Below are 22,350 nucleotides of genomic sequence, written 5' to 3'. Positions count from 1 at the left end.
GGTATGGAGTAATTTGTTTAAAGATTATTAAATCAGTTTCATTTTAAACAGGCTGGCAATATGGTTTTTAAGTTTTTCTTTCACTTCTTCCATATCCATTTTTCTGCCCAGTTCATGCTCTAGGGAGGTAACCGCCTTATCATCTATCCCACAAGGTACAATGTTTTTAAAATAACCGAGATCTACATTTACGTTAAAGGCAAAGCCATGCATGGTAACCCATCTGCTGCAGCGCACGCCCATGGCACAAATTTTTCGTGCTTTTTCGTTGTCGGGATCCAGCCACACCCCGGTGTAGCCTGGATAGCGGCCCGCCTCGATGCCATAATCTTTGAGGGTTAAAATTACTGCCTCTTCAAGGGTACGCAGGTAGAGATGGATATCAGTAAAAAAATTATCCAGATCCAATATCGGGTAGCCTACAATCTGTCCCGGCCCATGGTAAGTAATATCGCCGCCCCGGTTAATTTTATAATAGGTAGCCCCTTTATCTTTTAAGCCCTGCTCATCAAGCAACAGGTTTTCGGGGTGACCACTTTTGCCTAAAGTATAAACATGCGGGTGCTCACAAAAAATCAGGTGGTTAGGTGTTGGCGTGTGGGTGTTGTTTACCCTGTTTGCCGTTTTAATGGCTACCGTTTGGTTTAGCAAATCTTCCTGCTTATCCCAGGCCTGCTGGTAGTCGGTTAATCCCCAGTCGGTAAAAACTGTTGGCACTAAATCTTTGGCAATTACTTTTTCTGCTGTCTCGTTCATCTCCATTGGTATTTAATAATTGCCGGCTACATAGCCCAGCATGTAGCCATCTTTGGTTTTAAAATAATTAACAGTTAGCTCGCGGGGGCCGTTTGGTAGTTCTACCAATGCATTTAAGCTACCTTCGTTTTTAAGTTTAAAAGGTTTAATGTGGATATGTTGCTTAAACTCCAGACCTTTTTTGCCATGCCATTTGTAAATGGCTTCTTTAGCACACCAGGCAACATACAGGCCATCGGTATTATCGCCAATTTGTTTTTGGGCAAGCTCTACATCGCTTAAAAACTTATGTTTAATGCTTTTTATTTTATGCTTAATCAGTTCAATATCTACACCCACAGCATAATCTTTGCTAATCATTACCGCTGCATAATCGTAAGAGTGACTTAACGAAATCTGATAATCGAAATTAACCAGGTAAGGTTTGCCATGCTCATCAAACTGGCAATCAATATACTCGGTAGTATTGAGCATGGTGCGGAGCAATAGCCGGGTGCTTAACCAATGCAATAGCCTTTTGCCACTGTTTAACGATGAGATGATATCGTGTTCGTGCTGTTTGAGTTGCAGCCCAGCCAGCAATTCATCTTCTGTTTCCTCAATTTTCCAGATAGCTAAAACAGCATGGTCATCAATATTTTGGTTATAAATTATTGGCATTGATTAAATTGGAGATTACATGCAAAATTATCTTAAATAAATGATAATTTAGGCCAAAAATACGCATAAAAATGATATTATCTGATAGCAGGATATTAGAAGAAATTGAGAAGGGTACCATCATCATTGAGCCTTTTAAACGCGAGTGTTTAGGAACAAACTCTTATGATGTACATTTGGGAAAATATTTGGCTACCTATAAAAGCCGTGTGCTGGATGCCAAGGCACACAATGAGATCGAACATTTTGAGATCCCGAAAGATGGTTATATCCTGCAACCCGGAACATTATACCTTGGCGTTACCTTAGAGTATACCGAAACACACGGCCATGTGCCTTTTTTGGAAGGTAAGAGTAGTACCGGCCGTTTGGGTATCGATATTCATGCCACTGCAGGTAAAGGCGATGTTGGTTTCTGTAATACCTGGACATTGGAAATATCTGTTGCGCAGCCCGTAAAGGTTTATGCTGGAATGCCCATTGGTCAGCTCATTTATTTTGTGGTAGAAGGCCAGATCGGAACCATGTACAACACCAAAGGAAACGCAAAATACAACAATAAAACCACACGGCCGGTTGAAAGCATGATGTGGAAAAACAAGTTTTAGTTTAGGTGGGTTAATCGGTTAATTGTTTAAATCGGTTAACTGCTTATTGCAAACTGCCGATTGTAGGCTGAGAACTACAAACTTAGTATTATTTTCAAATTTCATGTGTTCTTCATAAAAATATGCCTCATGTTTTGTACCTTGAGGCGTATTTATTTTACCTAACCACATGAAACCCAGAATTATTCTCGCCCTCAGTTTTGTTTTACTCTTAATTGGCTTCACAGCTTTTAAAATGGACGATGATCCGTTTAGCCAGCTTTTACAAAAATTAGAAGATTATACCACCAAGTACCCTCAGGAAAAAGTACATATACATTTAGATAAGCCTTATTATGCCATAGGCGACGATATCTGGTTTAAAGCCTATATCGTAAATACGAAAACATCGGCTCCCTCCAACATCAGCAAAATTTTATATGTAGAGCTCATTAACGAAAAAGATTCGCTTAAAAAACAGATTAAACTACCCATAATGGGAGGCATCACCTGGGGCGATTTTAAGCTGACCGATTCGCTGAGCGAAGGAAACTACCGGATCAGGGCTTACACCAATTACATGCGTAATTTCGGAACGGATTTCTTTTTCGATAAAACCATTAAAATTGGAAACAGCTGGGCCAATAAGGTATTTACCAAAACAACTTACAACTTTAGCAAAGAGAACAATGCCGATAAAGTAACGGCTACCATTCATTTCGAAGATAAAAATGGCATTGCCTATAGCGAAAACGAAGTAAGTTACGATGTACAGCTCGATTACCGGAGTGTAACCAAAGGCAAGGTAAAAACCAGTTTAACCGGCGATGCCGTAATCAGTTTTACCAGCAACCAGACATTTCAAAATAAATCAGGGAAAATTATAGCTACCCTTACGCTCGATAATAAGCAGAAAGTAATTAAATCGATTCCGATTACTTCAACTTCTAACGATGTAGACGTGCAGTTTATGCCCGAAGGCGGTACATTGATTGAAGAGTTACCTCAAAAAATTGCCATCAAAGCCGTTAATCCAAGTGGTAAAGGCGAAGATGTACAGGGCGATATTATAGACGAAACCGGAACAACCGTTACCAGCTTTGCAACCACTTATCTTGGTATGGGCAACTTTGTGTTCAATAGTCAGGCAGGCAGGGTTTACTCGGCAAAAGTTAAATTTAAAGACGGTTCCGAAAAAACATTCAAGCTACCAGTGGCAGCAAAAAGTGGTTATGCCATTTCCTTAAACAATACCGATACCGCTAAAGTATCGCTAAAAATAATGGCCAGTACCGATTTGGTTAATGGCGACGAATTAAAAGTGGTGGCGCAACATGGTGGCACCGTGTATTATGTTTCGAAAGCCAAAATGGATAAACAGGTGTTAATGGCCAATATCCCAAAAAAGAACCTGCCGGCTGGCATTGTGCAGTTTACGCTGTTTTCAGCTACCAACCAGCCTGTGGCTGAGCGATTGGTATTTGTAACCAACAAAGCAGATTTAATCGATGTATCGTTAAATACCGGCGATGTAGCCAAATCGAGAAAAGGGAAAGCCAGTTTTAGTTTCGATGCTGCCAGTGAAGGTAAACCTGTTTTGGGCAGTTTTTCTGTTGCCGTTACCAATGCAAGCAAAGTGGCACCTGATGAAGATAATGAAACGAATATCCTTACTTCGCTTTTACTTACTTCTGATTTGATTGGCTATGTAGAAAAACCAAATCATTATTTTTTAAAGGATGATGTGCAAACCCAAAAAGAGCTCGATAACCTGATGCTTACCCAGGGCTGGAGAAGGTTTACCTGGAAAAATATCATCAACAACATAGGGCCAAATATTACCTATCAGCCAGAACAATCTATCACCATTAGCGGTACCGTAACCAAGGGCAACAAGCCTGTACCTGGCGGCAAGGTAATGTTAATGGCTACCAAAGGAACCATGTATATTTTGGATACGGTGACCAATGCCGAAGGGAAGTTCGTTTTTGATAACCTGAGTTTTGGCGATAGTACCAAATTTGTGGTGCAGGCACGTACCAAAACCGAACGCAAATTTGTTGATATAAATCTCGATATCGTACCCGGACAAATTGTAACTAAAAATAAAAATGGTGCCGATATCGATATCAATGTAAACAACACTTTAATGAAATACATTAAAGAAAGTGATAATTACTTTAACGAAATGACCCGCTTAGGTTTGTTAGAGCGTACCATTAAACTAGAGGAGGTAACCATTACCGAAAAGAAAAATCCGGCTAAAAACTCGTCCAACCTCAATGGTGCGGGGCATGCCGATTTCGTGTTAACTGCCGATCAGTTATCTACCTGTGTTACCCTTTCGCAGTGTTTGCAGGGGCGTTTGCCGGGGGTAATATTCAGGGGCAATATTCCTTATTTAATGCGTAGCCAAAATACCCCTATACAGCTAATTGTGGATGGCATGCAAATGGAAGCTGATTTTCTGGATAATGTTGTGCCATCTGATGTAGAATCGATAGAATTATTAAAAAGCATTGGTAATACCGCTATTTATGGTTCGCAAGGTGGCGGTGGTGTAATTATCATTACCACCAAACGTGGCGATGGTGGCAGAAGTTCTAACCGTTATGCGCCTGGTATTGTTACGTTTAACCCTAAAGGATTTACTGTATCGAGGGAGTTTTACTCGCCTAAATATGATGCGGCAAGCACCAGCAGCCGTGCCGATTTGCGAACTACCATTTACTGGAACCCACAAGTGGTTGCGGGGGCCGATGGTAAAGCCAAATTTGAATTTTACAATGCCGATGAACCCGGAAATTACCGCGTAGTAATAGAAGGAATCGATGCACTGGGCCATTTAGCGAGAAAAGTTTACACTTATGATGTGAAATAAAGAAAAATAGATAAATTTGAGTTGTTATGCAAGCATAGCTTGTTGGTTGCGAACTTTCTTGATACTTGCATCCCGATACTATAAAATGCTTGCTACTAAAACTTGATACTATTTTACCATGAACACCATAAAAGTAAGTGTTAAAGATCGTTTAGCTACGATAACATTAGATAGAGGAAAATCGAACGCCTTAAACCGCGAGCTGATTACCGAACTGGATGATATGCTGAAAAATATCGCTGCCGATGATAACATTGGTGGCGTTATTTTAACAGGTACAGCTCCTTTCTTTTCGGCTGGACTAGACCTTGTAGAACTTTATAACTACAATGAAGTCGAAGCCAAATCTTTTTGGGAGCTGTTTTTAGGTTTTACTGCAAATCTGGTTTCCTTTAAAAAGCCAATGGTAGCCGCAATAAGCGGGCATAGCCCGGCGGGTGGTTGCGTAATGGCCCTGGCTTGCGATTACCGGGTAATGGCCGAAGGTCAATACATTATCGGCTTAAACGAAGTACCTGTTGGTATCATTGTGCCTAACAGCATTTTTCAACTCTATGCTTTCTGGATTGGCAAGGCCGAAGCTTCACGAAGTTTACTTTCAGGTAAATTGTATAATCCGGAAGAAGCACTAAAAGCAGGTTTGGTAGATGAGCTGGTGCGTAATGAAAGTTTGCTGACTGCTGCCGAGCGTAAGATTAAAAAATACATGGAGCTCGAAGGCAACACCTGGTCACAAAGCAAACTTAACATCCGCGAAGAACTGATTGCTGCGGTAACCGCCGATCAATCTGCCGCACTCGAGAAAATGCTTGCCCAATGGTGGTCGCCGGCAACGCGTCAGATTTTAAAAACCATTTTGGAAAGCCTGCAGAGGAAGTAGTTTTTAGTTGGCAGTTGGCAGTTATCAGTTCACAATTGGCGGTTTTCAAGAACAATTAACCGATTAACCAGTTTGAACAGTTAACCAGATACCAACAATTTAACCTCTCCTGAAATTAACCAGTTTCAACAATTAACCGATTTAACCAGTTAACCAACCTTCATTATGTTCAGTTATAATTCACCCATGCTTAGAGACGATGCTTTAAAAGGTAAAACCATTGTAATTACCGGTGGCGGTACAGGGCTTGGTAAAGCCATGGGCGTTTATTTCCTGAAATTAGGGGCTAATCTGGTCATCACCAGTCGTAAGCAGGAGGTGTTGCAAAAGACAGCCGATGAGATGGAGGAGAAAACAGGAGGCAAAGTATTGGCAGTAGCTTGTGATGTTCGGGAGATTGCTCAGGTAGAGAATGTACTGGCCAAAACAATCGAAAGATTTGGTTCGGTTGATGTCTTGCTAAACAATGCGGCAGGTAATTTTATTTCACCTACTGAACGCCTGTCGGCCAATGCCTTTTCTTCCATTATCGATATTGTTTTAAAAGGAACAGTTAACTGTACACTTACTTTTGGTAAACACTGGATTGCCACAAACCAACCCGCTACAGTGTTGAACATTGTTACCACCTATGCTTTTACAGGCTCGGCCTATGTAGTGCCATCGGCCTGCGCAAAGGGTGGGGTTTTAGCCTTAACCCGTTCATTGGCCGTAGAGTGGGGCAAATATGGGATCCGTACCAACGCCATTGCCCCCGGACCATTCCCAACCAAAGGTGCATGGGAGCGTTTACTGCCCGGCGATTTGGCTAAAAAATTCGATTTTAAAAACCGTGTGCCGCTAAAAAGAGTTGGCGATCATCAGGAACTGGCCAATCTGGCTGCGTTTTTAGTGAGCGATTTCTCAGGTTATATTAATGGCGAAGTAATTACTATTGATGGCGGCGAATGGCTGCAAGGGGCAGGGCAGATGAATGGTTTAGAAGCCATCCCAAACGAAATGTGGGATATGCTCGAGCAAATGACCCGAAGCGCCAAGGGAAGCTAAGCAATTGTTGTAATGTTTGAAAGTTGGAATGTTTTAAAGTTTAACCCCAACATTACAACTTTTCAACCTTGTAACTTTCAAACCTTAGCATGTTGGAAGGTTTGACCCCAACATTACAACTTTTCAACCTTTTAACTTTCAACCTTAGCATGTTGAAAGGTTTGACCCTAACATTACAACTTTTCAACCTTTTAACTTTCCAACCTTAGCATGTTTTAAGATTCCTGCCAACATGCTAACCTGCAACCTTTCAACTGCTTTTGAATATTCAAAATTCCAACAAAATCCTATCTTTGCCCTATATGAATATCTTACTTTTAGGTTCAGGCGGCAGAGAAAGTGCATTTGCCTGGAAAATGAGCCAGTCTTCGCACTGCGATAAATTAATTATTGCGCCAGGAAACGGTGGTACAGGTGCTTATGGTACCAATATCAACATCAATGTAAACGATTTTGATGCCATTAAAAAAGTAGTTCTTGCCGAAAAGATTGAACTGGTTGTGGTAGGCCCCGAAGAACCTTTGGTAAATGGTATTCACGATTTTTTCCTTGCCGATCAGGCGCTTGCGCACATTCCGGTTATCGGACCGAAAAAAGAAGGTGCAATTTTAGAGGGAAGTAAAGATTTTTCGAAGCAGTTTATGGAGCGCCATGGTATTCCAACCGCGGCTTCTAAATCTTTCACCCCCGAAACCTTAGAAGATGGTTTAGCTTATTTGCAAAATCATGCTTTGCCGGTTGTTTTAAAGGCCGATGGATTAGCTGCGGGTAAAGGTGTATTAATCTGTACCGAAACCGTTGAAGCGCAGGAAGAATTAAAACTGATGCTGGGCGGTAAATTTGGTGCAGCAGGAGCAACAGTTGTGATCGAAGAATTTTTAAGCGGAATTGAGCTTTCCGTATTCATTTTAACCGATGGCGAAAATTACATCACCCTTCCATCAGCGAAAGATTACAAAAGAATTGGTCAGGGCGATACCGGTTTAAATACTGGTGGTATGGGTTCGGTTTCTCCGGTTCCATTTGCTACTCCAGAGTTTTTGGCCAAAGTAGAAGAACGCATTATTAAACCAACGGTAGAGGGTTTGAAAAAAGATAATATCGATTATACAGGCTTTATTTTCTTTGGTTTAATCAAAGTTGGCGAAGATCCTTATGTAATCGAATACAACGCACGTATGGGCGATCCGGAAACAGAAAGTGTTATTCCACGTATCGAAAACGATTTGGTAGAATTGTTTATGGCCAGTGCCAATAAACAGTTAAATCAGGTTAATCTGGTTATTTCAGAACAAACGGCTGCTACTGTAATGATTGTTGCTGGTGGCTACCCGGGCGAATACTTAAAGGGGAAAGCCATTACAGGTATCGAAAATCTGCGTCACTCTAACGCTTTCCACGCCGGAACACTTTTAGAAAACGATGTGGTTAAAACCAATGGCGGTAGGGTAATTGCCATTACCAGCTTACAAAAAGATTTGTTTACCGCTTTACAATCGGCCACAGCCGATGCCGGAAGAATTTACTTTGATGGAAAATATTTCAGAGAAGATATCGGCTTTGATTTAGTTTAACCGCTAATTTTTTTATAAAAAGAAACCCGCAGATTTTAATTTATCTGCGGGTTTTTTTCTTTATTTTACGTCATGCTGGTCCGATAGCTATCGGATTTATTTCAGCACCTCTGATACAAATAATCTTTACTTCGATTTATTTCCCAATAATTCCTGAAGTTTATCTTGCAATGCCTGCTCTCTTAATCCTTTAGCAACAATTTTTCCATTCGGATCAATCAAGAAGTTAGCCGGGATAGATTGAATACCATACATTTTAGCCACTTCGTTGCTCAATCTTAGCATTTTTTGTGCAAAAAAACCATCTTTTAAATTTCTGTAAAAACAGATAAGGCAATTTAGTTGCATTTGAGGCGTTAGATAGTAATTTTATTATTTAATTGAATTAAAATTGGTTAAGAAATTATGCGGCAATCGTACTGAACGGCTTTTTAGCCAGTTGCAAAACAACCGTGCTCAGTGCAGTATCGAAGAACAAGCAGATGCAAAAAGCGCCTGAAAAGCCCATTTACCGTTGTTATTTTTCCATACTGAGAACATTTTCTGACTTGAAGTCACCCCGATTTGATAAAGAAATAAAAAAACAAGATTGAATGCTTATCTTAAATCCTAAAATAAATGTGTTATCATGACTAATCCTGAAATTAAGAAAGGTAAAGGCCTAACGCTCTTTTGCGTACTTATGCTCGCCAATACCTGGCTACTGTCTGCGCAAACAGTAACCAAACAGTATGTAGACACTATTGTACACCGCTTGTCGGACCAATTGGAAGCACACTATCCTTTTCCCGAAATCTCGGCCCGCTATAAGCAAAAGTTGCTGGCCCGCCTGCAAGAAGGGGCATACCACAACCTTTTGGAAGAGCAACTGGCTAAGCAGCTAACCACCGACCTTAATGCCGTGCATAAGGACAGGCACCTGAATATTATAAGAGATAGCCTGGCCTACAGGGCAGCCATAACGCCAGCTTCGGCATCACCAGATAAGCAGCCGCCTGAAGAGCTGGCTTACGAGGGTAATTACGGGTTTGATAAAGTAGAAATAGATCATTTTCTTTCTACTGCTTACATAAGCGTACCGGGGCCCTGGCACGCTGTGCCCGAAGCCTTTGCTGCTGCAACCGCTGCCATGAACCTGGCTACCGGTAGTAAGCACATCATTATCGACATTCGCCGCAACGGAGGCGGTTCGGGCGCTATGGGGCGCTATCTGGCATCTTATTTTTATGCTACAGGGAATGATCAGTATTACCTGTATGGGTTTCATAAGGATAAAAGCCAGGACGAGCAGGAATGGACTTTGCCTTTTGTACCAGGTAAAACTGCACCTGATGCAAAATTGTATATACTAACCGGCCGCAATACCGGATCTGCTGCAGAGGGTTTTGCCTTTGCCATGCAGCGGCTGAAACGGGGCGTTGTTATTGGCGATACCACTGCCGGTGCGGGCATAGCAGGCAGCTATGTTCCGCTGCAATGCAACCTGATGCTTTTTTTACCCGTAAAAATGATTGTAGCACCGCATACTATCAAAGGTTGGGAGGGAGATGGTGTAATTCCTGATACTGCTACCGGCAAGCAGGATGCCTGGCTCCGTACCCGGAAAATCATTATACAGGATCTTTTAAAAAATGAAAAGGATGAAGAAAGAAAGGAAATGCTTACCTGGCGATTAGAAGATTTTTTAATAGGCGACACCAGGCCTATTGATTGGGCCCGTTACAATCGGCTGCCCTTCCAGTATTCCGAAAAAATATCTATCCGTAAAAAAGATGGTTTGCTGTGGTATGGTATTACCGAGAAGAATAAAACCACTAATTATTACCAGATGCAGGAGATAAAACCTGATGTTTTGTTGATCAAAGACCTGCTTCCGGAATTGGGCGCCAATGCCGCCCGTTTGTATATTAACCGCGATACCAGGGGCAATATTGTAGCGATCACCCGAAAAACGTACCTGAGGCAAGAGAACAATAAAATTGTTACCGGCAGCAGTCTCTCCCGTTCGACAAAGCAGCCATAGGCCAGGCACAGTTTTAATGCTTCTGCGGTCGCACTCAAAAAAATAGCCCCAACCTTCATCCGGTTGGGGCTTTATCTTTTATACTTCTGGTCTACACAAAAATGTGCCTGCCGGAAGCTGATTAACAAATGAGGTATTACTTCGATTTATTTCCCAGTAATTCCTGAAGTTTATCTTGCAATGCCTGCTCTCTTAATCCTTTAGCTACAATTTTTCCATTCGGATCAATCAGGAAGTTAGCCGGGATAGATTGAATGCCATACATTTTAGCCACTTCGTTGCTCCATCCTTTTAAGTCAGATACATGTGTCCAGGTTAACTGATCAGCTTCTACTGCTTTTAACCAGGCTTCTTTAGTGGTTCTGGTTGTTCCGCCATCTAAAGAAACGCCCAATACGGTAAAGCCTTTATCTTTAAATTTATTGTAGGCTACTACTACATTTGGGTTTTCCTGACGGCATGGGCCGCACCATGAAGCCCAAAAATCTACCAATACATATTTACCTTTAAAATCAGATAGTTTTACCGGTTTACCATCAGCGTCGTTTTGGGTAAAATCCATGGCTGTTGCTCCAATAGCTGTTTTTCGGCCTGCTTCAAAAATACCAGCAATTCTTTTACCGGTGGTTGTAGCTTTTAAATCGGCAGATAAACCTGTAAAAGCTTTTTCCGCTGCCTGAACCTGGTCAGGATCTGAAGCCAGCTGGCTAAGTGCGGTTAAGCTGATATACGATTTTGGGTTATTGTTTGCATAAGATAGTAAGATTGGTGTTAAAGCCGCAGTAGCTTTCTCATAGCGGCTCATGGCTTCCTCTCTGTTTTTTGGATCTTTTTGTTGCTCTGGCGTAAGCTTCGCATATCCTGTATTAATTGCGTTAATCTCATCATCAACTGATTTGGTTAAGGCTTTTAATTTTTTGTTGTCGTCGTTAATTACCGAACCGGTAATGGCGGCTGTTTTAATCGAATCGGTACCGGTTAGCTTAATGGTTCCTGGTTCAACAAAGAAAGGGGTAAAATCCAATACTTCGCCTTTGGCCGGACGATTGACAAATGGATTTTTATTGAGGAATAAGTTACCCGCAGAAGGCTCGCTTAATGTGCCTTTAAAGGCGAAGGTTCCGTTGGCTACAGTTGTAGAGTCGGTAACAGATTTGTCGCCGGCGCGGTAAACCAGGTAAACTTTATCTCCGGCTTTTAAGCCTTTAATATTCCCTTCGATGGTAAATGGCTTTTGAGCCAATGCTGCCAGGGGCAATAATGCCATAGCAGATAATACTAATTTTTTCATGTGGTCAGTTAATCGTTTTTCAAATATAGCTATATGTAGGCCTAAAACGTAATGGGCTGTGTAAAATTATATTAGCTAATTTCAGGAAAAACCAATTAGTTTAACTTCTGATACGTACGCCACCATAAATCGGGCATTTCGCCATTAACCGCAGTTTGGTAATCATCATACCGGCAAGGCACTAAATGGTAGCGTTCATTTTTAGATTGGCCCGATGGATAAGGTACCTGCATCCACCAGCGATCTGATTTTTTACTTTTTACAAAAGTCATTTCGCCCGAACCATCTTTCAAACTGGTTCTGTAAATAATAAACTGCGATTTTGGCGTAAGCGGGAAGTCTTTTTTGCGGGCGTAAAACCCATCAACAAAATACCAAACCATTTGAGCAAGTAAAAAAGCAGTTTGGCCGTTGTTGTCGTAGGCAGGGTTAAACTCGTAAAAACCGATTGAAGTTAATTTATCGTTCATACCCGCATAACGCGCCAGCCTGCAGGCTTCTTCGCCATCAAAACCATTTGGGGTAGTGTTGGCATTTGCTGCAGCATCGGCCGAGCGGATGGCACCCATATCAAAGCTGATCATGTTGGCATTGCGGATAATCGGTTCTGTTAGTGTAATATCCTGTGCAAACTCGCCCAGGCGGTGTACATCGAAATAGAGTTTATCCATTACACTCAGGCTCTCCTGATTTACAAAATAGGTTTGGTAACCCACATTGCTAAAGTTGAAAAGGTAATTCGGCTGGTGCAGAAAGATTTTGTTTAAATAACAGTCAGAACGGGTAGCAATGCCCTCAGTATCATCATCGCCAATGTCAAACTGGTTGTCGATAATAACCAGGTCTACCTTTTGTTCAAGATCTTCGTAGCCTAAATATTGCGCATAGGTTAAATCCTGTCCGCCACCGATGATGACCGGAATGATATTCATTTTAATCAGCTCAGCCACCACCATTTTAATGGCAATGTAAGTATCGGCAATGGTTGCACCATGTTTTATATTGCCTAAATCGACAATGCGGCTGGTAAAAGCTCCTTCGTTTAAGCGATAAAATTTCTCCCTGAAATAATCAGGTGCCAGGGCAGTACCTTCGTTGTTTACCGCGCCGCGACCATCGAGTACACCAAAAATGGCTAAATCGTAGGTATTCTCCTCAAAATCGGGGAACGATTCGGTATAAATTTGCGCTTTTAAACCCAACTGACTTGTAAAAAATCCTTGTTTTGGTGTAAAACTATCGGCGTTTATGGGCGAAAAGAAATCCGTTAATGACATATATTTAAAACTCTCGGCTCAAATATCTATTTTTGAATGCGTATTTCCACATATAGCTCGAAAAAAATAAAATGATACTGGTAACCGGAGGCACGGGATTTTTAGGATCGGAACTGATTAAGCAATTAACCAATAAAGGTTTACCTGTTCGGGCATTAAAGCGGGCGCAATCTAAAATACCGGCTTTAATTAGCAATAACCCGTTAATCGAGTGGTTCGAGGCTGATATTAATGAAACAGCAGCGCTAGAAGATGCATTTGTGGGCGTTACCAAAGTTTACCACTGTGCCGCATTCGTCTCTTTAAATTCGAAACACAAGAAACAGCTTTTTCATGTAAATATTGATGGCACTTCAAATATTGTAAACCTTTGCGCCGATAATAACTGTCGCCTGCTGCATGTAAGCTCTATTGCTGCGCTGGGAAATGCCAGGAAAGACAGTAAAATTACCGAAAAGGATTTTTGGGAATACGACGCTCAGGCACATGCCTATGGCCTGTCTAAGTACGAAGGCGAAATGGAAGTTTGGCGGGGCATTACCGAAGGGCTTGATGCTGTAATCGTTAATCCTTCTGTTATTATTGGTAAAAATGCAGGTTTCGAAGGAAGTGGAGCCATTTTCAAACTGGTAAAAGAGGGCTTTTCATTTTATACCGATGGCGCTTCGGGTTTTGTTGATGTGGAAGATGTTGCCAAAGCGATGATTTTATTGATGGATGCCGAAGTTTCTGGCGAACGTTATATTATTTCGGCTGATGATTATCACTACAAAGATCTTTTCACAGACATAGCCAAAGGTTTTTCGGTTAAAGCACCTACCAAAGAAGCTAAACCCTGGATGCTGGGATTGGCCTGGCGGGCACTCAGATTGGTATCTCTTTTTTCTGGCAAGCAGCCTTCAATAACAAAAGACACAGCCAAAAGCAGTGTAACATTAAGTTATTACAACAATAGCAAAATTATAGCGGAAACTGGTATTACGTTTAAACCGGTAGCGCAAAGCATACAGGAAATTACCCAACACTTAAAATAATGCCCAAACAAAAAGCTTATTACATTATCGATTTCGATAGTACTTTTACGCAGGTAGAAGCACTTGATGAACTCGCGAGGATCTCTTTAAAGAACCACCCAGACAAAGAGGCCATTTTCCAAAAAATTGAAGATTACACCAATTTTGCCATGGAAGGCAAGCTGTCTTTCTCTGAAAGTTTAGCCCAGCGTGTTAAACTTTTAGAAGCCAATGAAGATCATCTGAAACAGTTGATTAAACACTTAAAAAAGAAGGTATCTACTTCTTTTTCGCGCAATGCGGCTTTTTTTAAAAAGCATAGCGATGAGGTTTTAATCGTTTCCGGTGGATTTAAAGAGTTTATTACGCCCGTTGTTAGCCAGTACCACATCAAAAAGGAAAACATTTATGCCAATACTTTTGTAACCACCGGCGACGGGAAAATTATCGATTACGACCATGCGAACCCTTTAAGTGAAGAAGGCGGAAAAGTGAAGCTGCTTCAGCATTTAAAACTCGAAGGCGAATTATTTGGTATTGGCGATGGTTATTCTGATTTTCAACTGCGTGAGAGTGGTTTAATCAACAAATTTTTTGCTTTTACTGAGAATATTGCCCGCGAAAGTATTGTGGCTAAAGCCGATCACGTAACGCCTAGCTTTGATGAGTTTTTGTATGTAAATAATTTACCCCGTGCTATTTCTTATCCTAAAAACCGGATTCTTTGTCTGGTAATTGGCGATGTAGATCCTTTAACCATTTCGATTCTGAAAAATGACGGTTTATCCATCAGGCATAAAACTACTTTCGAAGAAAAATATGTTAAAGATGTGGGTATTATCCTTTTGGCAGACGGTGAAAAACTGAGCAAAGAGCAATTAAAAAATGCTGTTAAACTTAAAACCATTGGTTATTTGGGTAACGCCAAAAATAAAATTGATCTCGATTTGTGTACCAAACAAGGGATTGTGGTTTTTGATGACCAGAAAAATAATCCGCGTAACCTCGACTTTATCCCGAAAAGGGTAACTGATTTTATGAATACGGGTGCCACTTATTTGAGCAGTAACTTTCCGAATCTACAGTTGCCTAAAATTGATAAATCGCATCGCCTAATTCACATCCATAAGAACGTTCCGGGTATTATGGCTAAAATCAATACGGTTTTTGCCAAACACGATATTAATATTGTAGGTCAGTTTTTAATGACTAACCCCGAAATTGGTTATGCCATTACCGATATTAATACCGAATACGATAAGCAATTGTTCAAATCACTTAAAAAGATTGAACATACCATTAAGTTTAGGGTATTGTATTAGTTGTAAAATGTAAGATGGATTACTGAAATTCTGTGTCATCTAAAATTATTAGTGGGGAGCCTTTACCTTAAGGTTTCCCGCTGATTTAAATTCCATTGCTCCACGCTTAGCGCCAAACGCTTGCCCGCTTACTTCAAAAACTGGTGCCTCTTCAGTAATAAATGTTTCGGTGCACCAATAGCCTGCGATTTATAAATCCCGGTATGGCCCGAAAATAAATAAGCTGTAACGCAAGCCAGGGCAATGTACATTCCGGACGAAGTGCCAAAGAGCTCTACACCCATAAAAATACAGGCCAGGGGAGTATTGGCAGCTCCGGCAAAAACAGCTACAAAGCCCATTCCGGCTAACAAGCCGTAGGGAAGCGGAATAAGCAGGCTGAGAAAACTACCCAATGTGGCGCCTATAAAGAAAAGAGGCGTAACCTCACCACCTTTAAAACCTGCCCCAAGCGTTAGTGCGGTTAAAAATAATTTAATGGCAAAGGTGTAATAAGGTTCCTGCTGTGTAAAGGCTTCTGATATAACCGGAATACCGAGACCAATGTAACGTGTATTGCCGATAAGATAGATAATTGCAATTAAAATAAAACCGCCAATAAATGGACGTAGGGGAGGATAGCTAACCCGGCTAAAAAGTTTCGATATCCCATGGTTCATGGCAGAGAATAAGCGGGCGGTTAGTCCGAACAATATGCCGGCACCAAGAGACAGGAATAAATTAATTGCGTTCATTTCGGGTACGCTGGCGATGGCATAATGTGTATGTCCAACACCCCAGGTCTTACAGGCATAATCGGCAATTACGGCGGTAATAAACGAAGGTAAAATGGCATTGTACATTACCGAGCCGACTACAAAAACCTCTAATCCGAAAACGGCTCCGGCCAAAGGTGTGCCAAAAACCGAAGCGAAACCGGCACTGATGCCGCAAATGAGGATAATTTTCCGGTCTCTGGGTTTAAGTTTAAATATTTTGGTGAGCTGATCGGCAAAGGCTCCGCCAATTTGAACAGCAGTTCCTTCTCTGCCAGCAGAACCACCAAATAAATGCGTAATAATGGTACCCGCATAAATTAAGGGAGCCATTATAAGCGGGATAACCTTTTTTGGCGATTGCAGCTCTTCTATCAAAAGGTTATTCCCTTTTACCACTTCGGTACCCCAGTAGTAGTAAGCCAGGCCAATAATTAAGCCCGCCAGAGGTAAAAATGCTATGATCCATAAATGCGCTTCGCGATAATTCGTTGCCCAACTTAAGCTGGCTAAAAATAATGCAGATGCAGAGCCGATAATGCTACCGAGAACAAGTGAAATTAGTAACCACTTAATGGTGCTGGTTAATAATAGACCGAAATCTTTTTTGATGAAATGGTTGAAAGACAAAGCAAATCCCTCACCTAAATTTTTAACAGGCATTTAATTCAATTTTAATAAAATCGTAGGAGTCATCAGCCTGTTTTGGCGGTTTTGGCGGCACCCCATCGCCCTGATTTCAAATGTATAAAATTTAGCGATGGGTTGCAAAATTTTTAGCGGCTTAGGTGGCGGTGATGGAGCAGGAGGATAGTCGGCTAATTAGTTGCTTAGTGTACTTAAAACACTCAAAAACAAAGATTAATATTAGAAAAAACTATTAAAGAAGCTTGTTTTTTCTTAATTTGCGCAAAAAAATAATGATTGAATTCATGAATGCTAAAATGAGCGAATCTGTTTCAGAAATACCATTCGATCATTCAAAAATCAGTCTATCCAAAAAATAATAGTATGACCGAGACATTGGATATAAAAATCACCAAAGCAGATCAAACACGTTTGACTGTTACTGATTTTTCGCAATTACCGTTCGGTAAGGTTTTTACCGATCACATGTTTACCGCCGATTTCGAAAACGGCGAGTGGAAAAATTTACAGATTCTTCCTTATGGACCTATTCCGATGAGTCCGGCAATTTCTGCCCTTCATTACGGACAAGCCATTTTTGAAGGACTAAAGGCTTATCGTCAGCCAGACGGAAAAATTAGCGTCTTCCGTGCTGATAAAAACTTTGAGCGTTTTAATAAATCAGCTGCAAGGATGTCGATGCCAACCATTCCTGAAGAAATTTTTATGCAAGGTTTGGCTGCATTAATCAACGTTGATGAGAAATGGGTACCATCTCAGGAAGATTACGCCCTGTATATCCGTCCGGTAATGTTTGCAATGGATCCTTATTTAGGCGTTAAAGCTTCTGATAGCTATAAATTTGTACTGTTAACCACGCCAACAGGCCCATATTACAGCAGTGCTTTAAAAGTTAAAATTGAAACAGAGTATACCCGTGCCGATGATGGTGGTGTGGGCTTTGCCAAAACTGCAGGTAACTATGCCCGTTCATTGTATCCTTTTGAGCAGGCTAAAAAAGAAGGTTTTGATCAGTTAATCTGGACAGATTCGGTAACGCATGAGTTTATTGAAGAAGCTGGAACAGCCAATTTACTTTTCGTAATTGATGGTAAGCTTGTTACTCCATCTGTACGTAGCACGGTTTTAGATGGCGTTACGCGCGATACGATTATTAAACTGGCTAAAGAAGCTGGTGTTGAAGTTGAAGAACGTCGCGTGTCTGTTAAAGAAGTAATTGCCGGTATTGAGAATGGTTCGTTAACCGAAGCTTTTGCCGCTGGTACTGCTGCTACCGTAACACATGTTGGCGAAATGGGCTACAATGGTCAGGTTTATAAATTAACCGATCCTGCAACAAGGCACATTTCAAACGGTATTGCTAAAAAATTAAACGATATCCGTTATGGACTGGCTCCTGATGAGTTTGGCTGGAACTGGGTTTTATAATTCAGTAAAAAGATAATAAAAATGCCCCGGTACTAATTGTAATGGGGCATTTTTTATTTAATTTAGTTTTTAGACTTACTTATCCAGTATCACCACCCCTTTAGCTTCAAAAGCGAGCTCTTTTTTAGGATCGGTAATTTTAGCTACTTCTTCCGGTGTTTTTTTAGCATCTTCTGCATAGTGGCGTAAGGTTTCAACAGAAATGGTTTGTTTTTTGGCTAAGCCATCTAGAACCACTTTTTTACCTACAATATCTTTCGGCATAAAGAAGGCATAATCTTTAAAGGTTACGCGCATAGGATCTCCGTTTGGCATTTCCAAAGTCATCCAGCAGCCCTTTTTCTTGCATACATCAACTACTTTGCCTTCTATTTTCATTTCAGCTGTTTTTTTGTCGCCCATTGCGGCCTCCATTTTAGCAGCTGGCTTAACATCGCCTGGTTTAACTTCTTCTCCAAATTTCTGACCAGTATAAGCTGTTTGCGCAAATGCTACAGCGCCAAACAGGCAGAAGCTAAGGCTTAAAATAATTTTTTTCATTTTTTATGAATTTAGTTCCGGTTATTATCTTTTCAAAGTTATTTAAAAAAAGTCTAAATAACTAAAAAGTAAAAAACCCCGCTATCTGATAGCGGGGCCAATCATCCCTTTTTGAACTTAGTTAATAAACTTGAAGATGAGTTTAACCAATTAACTAATGAACAGCTTAAGGCAAACCTTATTCCAATTCAGGATATTAATTTGTGTTTTGTTTTAATTGTTTGTTTATCAGTGATTTGTCTTAGTTTGTTCCCTTGCGCTACTGGTGTGCCCAAAACTAAAGCGTGGAATTTATTCATCAATCTGGGGAAAGTTGTTGAAATATTTCCCCACATTTAATGCTTAACCAAATATCATTTCGAAAACCTCTTCTATTTTATTTACTGCTTTAATCTCCAGCTTGTATTTAGAAATGTCGATGCCTTTTAAATTATACTTAGAAATATAAATCGTTTCGAAGCCCAGTTTATCGGCTTCGGCAATGCGTTGTTCTATCCGGTTAACCGCCCTGATTTCTCCTGATAAACCAACTTCGGCAGCAAAACAGTTTTTGGAGGAAACGGAAATATCCTGATGAGAAGAGATAATGGCAATCAGCACAGCCAAATCTATTGCAGGGTCCTCAACCCTTATTCCGCCCGCAATATTTAAGAAAACATCCTGGGTACTTAACCTAAAGCCGCAACGTTTTTCCAAAACTGCCAACAGCATGTTCATCCTTTTCGTATCAAAACCCGTTGCCGAGCGTTGTGGGGTGCCGTAAGCTGCAGTGCTAACCAGTGCCTGTGTTTCAATAAGCATGGGGCGTGCACCTTCAAGCGTAGCGGCTATGGCTATTCCGCTTAATTCTTCATCACGTTGCGAGAGTAAGATTTCTGATGGATTGGAAACTTCCCTGAGCCCGCTTCCCTGCATTTCGTAAATACCCAGCTCAGCGGCGGCTCCAAACCTGTTTTTAATTGAGCGCAGAATGCGGTAAACATGGTGTCTGTCGCCTTCAAACTGTAAAACGGTATCAACCATGTGCTCCAGTATTTTCGGCCCTGCAATGGCTCCATCTTTGGTAATATGGCCAATTAAAAAAACTGGTACGCCTGTTTCCTTTGCAAAACGCAATAATTCGGCCGTGCATTCTCTTACCTGCGATACACTACCTGGTGTTGAATCGATATGCGCTGAATGCAGGGTTTGGATTGAATCGACAACCAGGATTTCAGGTTCGAGGATTTCGATCTGTTTAAAAATATTCTGGGTCGACGTTTCGGTTAGGATATAACAATCAGACGATGGACTTTCTTTAATTCGTTCGGCCCTCATTTTAATCTGCTGCTCGCTTTCTTCGCCAGAAACATAAAGTAACTTTTTGCCTTTTAAATTCAGGGCAAGCTGAAGCATTAAGGTCGATTTACCGATGCCAGGTTCGCCGCCAATTAAAACCAGCGAACCTTCTACCAATCCGCCTCCCAGTACGCGGTCGAGCTCTTTATCACCGGTTAATATCCTAACCTCGGTTGAGGATTGAATTTCATCTACCTTACTGGGTTTGCTTAACTTGCGACTGGTATTGTCGTTTTTCCAGGTAGGTACCGATGTGGGATTTTTTTCTACGATTTCTTCAACAAAAGTGTTCCATTGGTTGCAGGAAGGACATTTGCCCATCCACTTTGCCGATTCGTAACCACAACTCTGACAGAAATATGCTGTTTTTGATTTTGCCAATTGATTAAAATTTAGAGTACGAATTTAATCAAACCTCACAGGTTTCACAAACCTGTGAGGTTTGTACGATGGAACTGTAGCCCCTAGGTCGGATTTGTAACGCCGAAAGTCTGATCCCTCGGGGAGGATTAAAAATCCTCATTGCGGAAGACGGGATGATAAATCCCGACTAACAAAAAAAGCCTGGGGTTTAAATCCAGGCTTTCTGTTAAAATGTTTTGAGTTATAATTTAATCTCTTCATCCTTTGCGGAGATGAAGTGAAACTCAGTTAAGTAATACGATGATTGTGCCTTCACCTTAATCCACTGGCCATATTTAAAGAACCAGCGGCGCTGAAGGTTGAAAATACCTTTGGTAATGTAAGCTTCAATGTAAGGGTGAACACAAAGGGTTACACCTTTTTCATTTTGCTCTCTTAAAATATAATTAAGGTTGTTTTCAATATCATCCATTAAAACGATACTCGCTTTAATTTCTCCGGTCCCGTCGCAGGCCGGACATTTTTCTACCGTAACAATGTTCATTTCCGGACGTACACGTTGTCTGGTAATTTGTACCAAACCAAATTTGCTCGGTGGCAAAATAGTGTGTTTGGCCCTATCCAATAACATCAGCTCGCGCAGATAATCGAATAGTAATTTACGGTTTGTTGGTTTGTGCATATCGATAAAATCGATTACCACAATACCACCCATATCGCGCAGGCGCAATTGACGGGCAATTTCTTTAGCCGCCTCTTTGTTTACCTGTAAAGCATTTTCCTCCTGGTTTTCTTTACTGGCAGTACGGTTTCCACTATTCACGTCTATAACGTGGAGTGCTTCGGTGTGCTCTACAACCAGGTAGGCACCGCCGGGTAAGTTTACGGTTTTACCGAAAGCATTTTTAATCTGCTTTTCAACACCAAAATGATCGAAGATTGGTTCTTTCTGTTTATACAGTTTCACAATTTTTTCCATTTCCGGAGAAATATCGTGAACATAAGAACGGATATCATCGTACAGCTCTGGTGTACTTACGTAAACGTTTGTAAAATCAGGGTTCAGAATATCGCGTATTAATGTCGATGATCTGTCCATTTCTCCCCAAACTCTTTTTGAGGGCTCGGTTGAAGGCATTTTTTTAGTGAAGTTTTCCCATTTTGCAATCAGGTCTAAAAGATCTTTTTGCATTTCGGCAACCCCTCTGCCTTCAGAAACGGTTCTGATAATAACCCCAAAATTTTGAGGCTTAATACTTTCGATAATCTTCTTTAAACGATTACGTTCGGTATTACTTTTAATTTTTTTTGATACGGATATGGTATTGGAGAATGGCACCAGTACCACATACCTGCCGGCAATAGATAGGTCGGAACTTAAACGCGGTCCTTTGGTAGAAATTGGTTCTTTTGCAATTTGTACGGGCAGGAGCATGTTTTTACTCAGCACATCAGAAATTTTGCCTGCCTTATTAATATCGGCTTCGAGCTTTAAATTATCTAATAATGTGCCTGTAACCGAGCCATTACGCTTGATCTTAGTTAGCTTAATTAAAGATTGCACCTGAGGGCCCAAATCAAAATAATGCAGAAATGCATCTTTTTCATAACCAACATCCACAAAAGCAGCATTCAGGCCGGGCATAATTTTTTTAATGCGGCCTAAATAAATATCGCCTACGGCGTAGTTATTATTGATTTGTTCTTTGTGAAGCTCAACAAGTTGTTTGTCTTCAATCAACGCTATGGTAACTCCGGCAGGAGTCGAATTGATAATTAATTCTTTTACCAACAGCTACAGATTTAAGGCTTTCGCCTATTAACAAATGGATAGTAATAAACAAGAAAACATTTGATATAGCCACTCCGCTACGAAATAAAAATCGTATAAATACTTTAAACCTCACAGTGTTCAACTATGAGGTTTAAAGGGGCTTTATCAAAATAAGAAACTATTTTTTCTTATG

At 40.9% G+C, this 22,350-nt stretch carries 18 protein-coding genes and 1 riboswitch; of the genes, 9 read left to right on the top strand and 9 right to left on the bottom strand.

The window, feature by feature from the left end; all coding sequences use genetic code 11:
* Positions 1-27: 27 nt before the first annotated feature.
* Both lipB and BLR37_RS13630 read right to left on the bottom strand, forming a co-directional pair.
* Positions 28-756: a lipoyl(octanoyl) transferase LipB gene (gene lipB / locus BLR37_RS13635; protein WP_090769409.1), complete on the bottom strand. Its 729-nt coding sequence runs from the start codon at positions 754-756 to the stop codon at positions 28-30.
* Between the two features lie 12 nt (positions 757-768).
* On the bottom strand, positions 769-1,416 hold the full coding sequence (locus BLR37_RS13630; protein ID WP_090769407.1) for a 4'-phosphopantetheinyl transferase family protein: 648 nt from the start codon (positions 1,414-1,416) through the stop codon (positions 769-771).
* Positions 1,417-1,487: 71 nt separating this feature from the next.
* Between BLR37_RS13630 and dcd the strand changes: the two genes are divergently transcribed.
* The 5 genes from dcd to purD all read left to right on the top strand — a co-directional run bounded on the left by dcd (position 1,488) and on the right by purD (position 8,385).
* Positions 1,488-2,024 (top strand): dCTP deaminase, encoded by a 537-nt coding sequence (dcd, locus tag BLR37_RS13625; protein WP_090769405.1) that lies wholly within the window; start codon positions 1,488-1,490, stop codon positions 2,022-2,024.
* Between the two features lie 169 nt (positions 2,025-2,193).
* Entirely contained in the window at positions 2,194-4,884 is a 2,691-nt protein-coding gene (locus BLR37_RS13620) for a carboxypeptidase-like regulatory domain-containing protein (protein WP_244154661.1), read from the top strand.
* A 118-nt stretch (positions 4,885-5,002) separates the two neighbouring features.
* Positions 5,003-5,764, top strand: a complete 762-nt coding sequence (locus tag BLR37_RS13615; RefSeq protein ID WP_090769403.1) for an enoyl-CoA hydratase/isomerase family protein — start codon at positions 5,003-5,005, stop codon at positions 5,762-5,764.
* 165 nt (positions 5,765-5,929) lie between these two features.
* Positions 5,930-6,811: an SDR family oxidoreductase gene (locus tag BLR37_RS13610; protein WP_090769401.1), complete on the top strand. Its 882-nt coding sequence runs from the start codon at positions 5,930-5,932 to the stop codon at positions 6,809-6,811.
* Positions 6,812-7,113: 302 nt separating this feature from the next.
* Entirely contained in the window at positions 7,114-8,385 is a 1,272-nt protein-coding gene (purD, locus tag BLR37_RS13605) for a phosphoribosylamine--glycine ligase (protein ID WP_090769398.1), read from the top strand.
* A gap of 126 nt (positions 8,386-8,511) precedes the next feature.
* Here the strand turns inward: purD and BLR37_RS25360 are convergent, their stop codons facing one another.
* Positions 8,512-8,670 carry a peroxiredoxin family protein gene (locus tag BLR37_RS25360; protein WP_167356607.1) on the bottom strand — a complete coding sequence of 53 codons (159 nt, stop codon included), beginning with the start codon at positions 8,668-8,670 and terminating at the stop codon, positions 8,512-8,514.
* A gap of 343 nt (positions 8,671-9,013) precedes the next feature.
* Here BLR37_RS25360 and BLR37_RS13595 point away from each other — a divergent pair, with 343 nt between their 5' ends.
* Complete coding sequence (locus BLR37_RS13595) at positions 9,014-10,408, top strand: S41 family peptidase (RefSeq protein ID WP_090769395.1); 1,395 nt, start codon at positions 9,014-9,016, stop codon at positions 10,406-10,408.
* 136 nt (positions 10,409-10,544) lie between these two features.
* Here the strand turns inward: BLR37_RS13595 and BLR37_RS13590 are convergent, their stop codons facing one another.
* Entirely contained in the window at positions 10,545-11,699 is a 1,155-nt protein-coding gene (locus BLR37_RS13590; protein WP_090769393.1) for a TlpA disulfide reductase family protein, read from the bottom strand.
* Between the two features lie 95 nt (positions 11,700-11,794).
* Complete coding sequence (locus BLR37_RS13585) at positions 11,795-12,976, bottom strand: formimidoylglutamase (RefSeq protein ID WP_090769391.1); 1,182 nt, start codon at positions 12,974-12,976, stop codon at positions 11,795-11,797.
* 71 nt (positions 12,977-13,047) lie between these two features.
* Between BLR37_RS13585 and BLR37_RS13580 the strand changes: the two genes are divergently transcribed.
* Complete coding sequence (locus tag BLR37_RS13580; protein ID WP_090769390.1) at positions 13,048-14,010, top strand: NAD-dependent epimerase/dehydratase family protein; 963 nt, start codon at positions 13,048-13,050, stop codon at positions 14,008-14,010.
* Positions 14,010-15,311: an HAD-IB family phosphatase gene (locus BLR37_RS13575; protein ID WP_090769388.1), complete on the top strand. Its 1,302-nt coding sequence runs from the start codon at positions 14,010-14,012 to the stop codon at positions 15,309-15,311. Before BLR37_RS13580 ends, BLR37_RS13575 begins: the two co-directional genes overlap by 1 nt.
* 128 nt (positions 15,312-15,439) lie before the next feature.
* On the opposite strand, the gene BLR37_RS13570 is transcribed toward BLR37_RS13575, so the two are convergent.
* A complete protein-coding gene (locus tag BLR37_RS13570) occupies positions 15,440-16,729 on the bottom strand; it encodes a voltage-gated chloride channel family protein (protein ID WP_090769386.1) in 1,290 nt (429 codons plus the stop codon).
* A 16-nt stretch (positions 16,730-16,745) separates the two neighbouring features.
* Positions 16,746-16,808: riboswitch (Fluoride riboswitch) on the bottom strand.
* 269 nt (positions 16,809-17,077) lie between these two features.
* On the opposite strand from BLR37_RS13570, the gene BLR37_RS13565 reads away from it, so the two are divergent.
* Entirely contained in the window at positions 17,078-18,142 is a 1,065-nt protein-coding gene (locus BLR37_RS13565) for a branched-chain amino acid aminotransferase (RefSeq protein WP_090769385.1), read from the top strand.
* 75 nt (positions 18,143-18,217) lie between these two features.
* On the opposite strand, the gene BLR37_RS13560 is transcribed toward BLR37_RS13565, so the two are convergent.
* The 3 genes from BLR37_RS13560 to BLR37_RS13550 form a co-directional block, all read right to left on the bottom strand.
* Positions 18,218-18,682, bottom strand: coding sequence for a DUF4920 domain-containing protein (locus BLR37_RS13560; protein WP_039477164.1), 465 nt, complete (start codon positions 18,680-18,682; stop codon positions 18,218-18,220).
* 342 nt (positions 18,683-19,024) lie between these two features.
* On the bottom strand, positions 19,025-20,401 hold the full coding sequence (gene radA, locus BLR37_RS13555; protein WP_090769383.1) for a DNA repair protein RadA: 1,377 nt from the start codon (positions 20,399-20,401) through the stop codon (positions 19,025-19,027).
* 223 nt (positions 20,402-20,624) lie between these two features.
* Positions 20,625-22,175, bottom strand: a complete 1,551-nt coding sequence (locus BLR37_RS13550) for an Rne/Rng family ribonuclease (RefSeq protein ID WP_039477170.1) — start codon at positions 22,173-22,175, stop codon at positions 20,625-20,627.
* Positions 22,176-22,350 lie beyond the last annotated feature (175 nt).

This window comes from Pedobacter soli, assembly GCF_900101435.1.
Lineage (GTDB): Bacteria > Bacteroidota > Bacteroidia > Sphingobacteriales > Sphingobacteriaceae > Pedobacter > Pedobacter soli.
Note: the sequence above shows the minus strand (reverse complement) of the source record. Positions and strands in the feature narration are given on the sequence as shown.

Excerpts from the sequence above, each read along its gene's own strand:
- lipB (WP_090769409.1), bottom strand. The coding sequence starts at position 756 with ATGAACGAGACAGCAGAAAAAGTAATTGCCAAAGATTTAGTGCCAACA.
- BLR37_RS13630 (WP_090769407.1), bottom strand. The coding sequence starts at position 1,416 with ATGCCAATAATTTATAACCAAAATATTGATGACCATGCTGTTTTAGCT.
- dcd (WP_090769405.1), top strand. The coding sequence starts at position 1,488 with ATGATATTATCTGATAGCAGGATATTAGAAGAAATTGAGAAGGGTACC.
- BLR37_RS13620 (WP_244154661.1), top strand. The coding sequence starts at position 2,194 with ATGAAACCCAGAATTATTCTCGCCCTCAGTTTTGTTTTACTCTTAATT.
- BLR37_RS13615 (WP_090769403.1), top strand. The coding sequence starts at position 5,003 with ATGAACACCATAAAAGTAAGTGTTAAAGATCGTTTAGCTACGATAACA.
- BLR37_RS13610 (WP_090769401.1), top strand. The coding sequence starts at position 5,930 with ATGTTCAGTTATAATTCACCCATGCTTAGAGACGATGCTTTAAAAGGT.
- purD (WP_090769398.1), top strand. The coding sequence starts at position 7,114 with ATGAATATCTTACTTTTAGGTTCAGGCGGCAGAGAAAGTGCATTTGCC.
- BLR37_RS25360 (WP_167356607.1), bottom strand. The coding sequence starts at position 8,670 with ATGCTAAGATTGAGCAACGAAGTGGCTAAAATGTATGGTATTCAATCT.
- BLR37_RS13595 (WP_090769395.1), top strand. The coding sequence starts at position 9,014 with ATGACTAATCCTGAAATTAAGAAAGGTAAAGGCCTAACGCTCTTTTGC.
- BLR37_RS13590 (WP_090769393.1), bottom strand. The coding sequence starts at position 11,699 with ATGAAAAAATTAGTATTATCTGCTATGGCATTATTGCCCCTGGCAGCA.
- BLR37_RS13585 (WP_090769391.1), bottom strand. The coding sequence starts at position 12,976 with ATGTCATTAACGGATTTCTTTTCGCCCATAAACGCCGATAGTTTTACA.
- BLR37_RS13580 (WP_090769390.1), top strand. The coding sequence starts at position 13,048 with ATGATACTGGTAACCGGAGGCACGGGATTTTTAGGATCGGAACTGATT.
- BLR37_RS13575 (WP_090769388.1), top strand. The coding sequence starts at position 14,010 with ATGCCCAAACAAAAAGCTTATTACATTATCGATTTCGATAGTACTTTT.
- BLR37_RS13570 (WP_090769386.1), bottom strand. The coding sequence starts at position 16,729 with ATGCCTGTTAAAAATTTAGGTGAGGGATTTGCTTTGTCTTTCAACCAT.
- BLR37_RS13565 (WP_090769385.1), top strand. The coding sequence starts at position 17,078 with ATGACCGAGACATTGGATATAAAAATCACCAAAGCAGATCAAACACGT.
- BLR37_RS13560 (WP_039477164.1), bottom strand. The coding sequence starts at position 18,682 with ATGAAAAAAATTATTTTAAGCCTTAGCTTCTGCCTGTTTGGCGCTGTA.